General features: G+C 68.9%; 1 protein-coding gene. It reads right to left on the reverse strand.

Going from position 1 to position 3,158, the window contains the following annotated elements; genetic code table 11:
* A partial coding sequence (locus ACFQUU_RS29090; RefSeq protein WP_382252102.1) for an amino acid adenylation domain-containing protein occupies nt 1-3,158 on the reverse strand: 3,158 nt, incomplete at both ends.

The following is a 3,158-nucleotide window of genomic DNA, read 5'->3' on the forward strand; positions in this document are numbered from 1 at the left end:
GGCGTATCGAACAGTGCGCGCACGTCGGTATGCAGGTCTTCGCGGCGCATGCGCTCGATCAGCGTCACCGCCAGCAGCGAGTGGCCGCCCAGCCGGAAGAAATCGTCATGCCGGCCCACCCGCTCCACCTGCAGCACTTCGCTCCAGATGCGCGCCAGCGCCAGCTCCGTCTCCCCTTGCGGCGCTTCATAGTCATCCTGCTCTCCCAGCCCGCCCGGCTGCGGCAACGCACGCCGGTCCAGCTTGCCGTTGGCCGTCAGCGGCAGCGCGTCCAGCCGCACAAATGCCGCCGGTACCATGTACGCGGGCAGCGTCTCGAGCAGGAATGCGCGCAACTCGGCGTCGCTGGCCGTCTGCTCCGGATCGGCCGTGTAATAGGCGACCAGCTGCCGGTCCGTTGCCGCCGGCAGCGCCAGCACCACCGCTTCCTTCACCGCCTCATGCCGCGCCAGCCGCGCCGCAATCTCGCCCGGCTCGACCCGCATGCCGCGCACCTTGAGCTGGTCGTCGTTGCGGCCAAGGAACACCAGCCGCCCGTCCGGCAGGTAGCGGGCCAGGTCGCCGGTCCGGTACATCCGGCCATCCGGCTCGTCACTGAACGGATCAGCCAGGAAACGTTCGGCCGTCAGGCCCGGCTGCTTCAGGTAGCCCAGCGCCACGCCGGCGCCGCCAATATGGATCTCTCCCGCCACGCCCTGTGGCACCGGCTGGCCGCTGGCGTCGAGCAGATAGAGGCGGGTGTTGGCGATCGGCCGCCCGATCGGCAGGCTCGCGCTGTCGTCCGCGACCTCGGTGATGTTGCAGGTGGTGGCAAACGTGGCAGTCTCGGTCGGGCCGTAGCAATGCACCAGGTGCTGCGGCGGGTTGTGTTGCAGAATCGCCGCCACTGCCCGCGGATCGACCAGGTCGCCGCCGGTGAGCAGGTAGCGCAGTTGCCCGAACACGTCGCCCAGCGCGGCCGCATGCGCGCGCAGCAGCCCGGCCACCAGGTGCAGGATGGTTACCTTGCCATCCTGCAGCCGCCGCCTGAGCGCCTGGGCGTCGAGCAGCGTGGCCTGGTCGACCACCACGATGGCTGCGCCGTGCAGCAGCGGCGCCCAGACTTCCATGCTGCTGGTGTCGAACGCCGGGTTGGCGGTGAACGCCACCCGGTCGTCGGGCTCGAAGACGGCGTAATGGTTGTTCATCACCAGCCGTCCGATCGCCCGGTGCGGCACCAGCACGCCCTTGGGCTGGCCGGTCGAGCCAGAGGTGTACAGCACCGCGGCAACCGCTTCACCGTCCAGATCCAAGTCGAGGTTGCCGCTGTCCTGGTCATACTGCCCGTCTTCCAGCCCATCGACGCCGTCGAGGTCGACTCGCACGGCGGCCATGCCTTCAGGCAGCGTATGCGCCCGCATGGTCAGCACGACCTGCGCTTCGCAGTCGGCCAGCATGTAGGCCTGGCGCTGCGCTGGCGCGCCCTGGTCCAGCGGCACGTAGGCGGCGCCGCATTTGAGGATCGCCAGTTCGGCCACCACCAGCGCAACCGAGCGTTCCAGCAGCAGCGCCACGCAGGCGCCGGGGCACACGCCAAGCCGGTACAGGTGGTGCGCCAGCCAGTTGGCGCGGGCGTTGAGTTCGCCGTAGCGCAATAGCTGGCCGTCCTGTTCCACCGCCACCGCGTCCGGTGTGTGCAGCGCCTGTTGCTCGAACAGGCTGTGCAGCGTGCGGTGCCGCGGGTAGCCGACTTCAGTGCGGTTCCAGTCCTGCAACAGTAGCCGGCGCTCGTCATCGCCGAGGATGTCGAGCGTGCGCAGCGGGCGCGATGGCGCCTGTTCCAAGGCCGTCACCAGTTGTTCCAGTGCCCGCTGCATGTAGGCGCAGATGCGCTCGGGCTCGATCGGATCCTGCGCCTGCGCGTTCAGGCTCAGGCCATCGCCGAAGTCGTCGACCGACAGCGTCAGCGGGTAGTTGGTGCGTTCCTCGCCGCCCAGCATCTCGATGCCATCGACCTCGGCATGGTCCGTAGCCTGCGCTTGGGCCGGAGCACCGCTGTGACGGTAGTTGAACAGGGCGCCAAACAGCGGCAACGGCGCGGCCACGCCGCTGCAGCGCTGGGCCAGCGCCAGTGGTGCGTGTTCGTGGTGCAGCAGTTCGGTCAGCAGCGCATGCGTGCGGCGCACACCCTCTTCGACCCCTTCTGCGCCCAGGTCCAGCCGGATCGGCAGGGTGTTGATGAACATGCCCAGCACGCGGTCCGCTCCTTCGCCGCCCTGCATGCGCCCGAACAGCACGGTGCCAAACACCACGTCGTCACGCCCGCACACACAGCCTAGCACCCGGGCCCACGCCAGGTGGCACAGGCTGGCAACACTCACGCCCAGCTTGCGCGCCCGCGTCTTGAGCTGCGCGGCCAGTGCCGCGTCGAGGTCGAGGCGCACTTCGCGCACGCCCGCACCGTCGCCCTGTACGTCGGCCAGACCGTAGGGTGCGGTCACTGTGTCAACCTCGCCCAGCATGCGCGTGAAGAACGCTTCGTGCTCGTCGCGCGATACGCCCAGGCGTGCCTGCGCGACAAAGTTGCGAAACGGCAGCGGGGGCGGCAGCTCGGCGCCACGGCCGGCCACATGGGCGCGGATTTCGTGCAGCAGCACGTCGAGCGAGGTATGGTCGCCCCACAGATGGTGGAACAAATGCAGCACCAGCCAGCGGCCGCTGTGCGCATCCTGCGCCACGCACAGGCGCATCATCGGCGCCAGCCGCACATCCATCCGGTAGTGCTGGCGGGCGTAACGCGCGCGCAATTGCTGTGCGGCGTCGCCGGCCTGCGCGTCGACCACTACTTCCTCCACCGCCAGCGCCGCCTTGCGCCACACTACCTGCACCGGTTCGCTCAGCCCTTCCCAGTGCATCGCGGTGCGCAGGATGTCGTGCCGGTCGATTGCCAGCTGCAACGCGCCAATGAAGGCGTCCAACCGCGCGCGCGTATCAAAGCTGTACAGCGCCTGCAGCAGGTAGGGATCGCCCTCCGTCGTCATCAGGTGATGGAACAGGATGCCTTCCTGCAGCGGCGCCAGCGGATAAATGTCCTGCACGTTGGCCACCCCGCCCGGCACCCCGCCAACCACCCGGTCAATCTCCTCCTGCGTCAACGTCACCAGCGGCAGCATCGCGGG

This window comes from Herbaspirillum sp. GCM10030257, assembly GCF_042666555.1.
GTDB lineage: Bacteria > Pseudomonadota > Gammaproteobacteria > Burkholderiales > Burkholderiaceae_D > Noviherbaspirillum.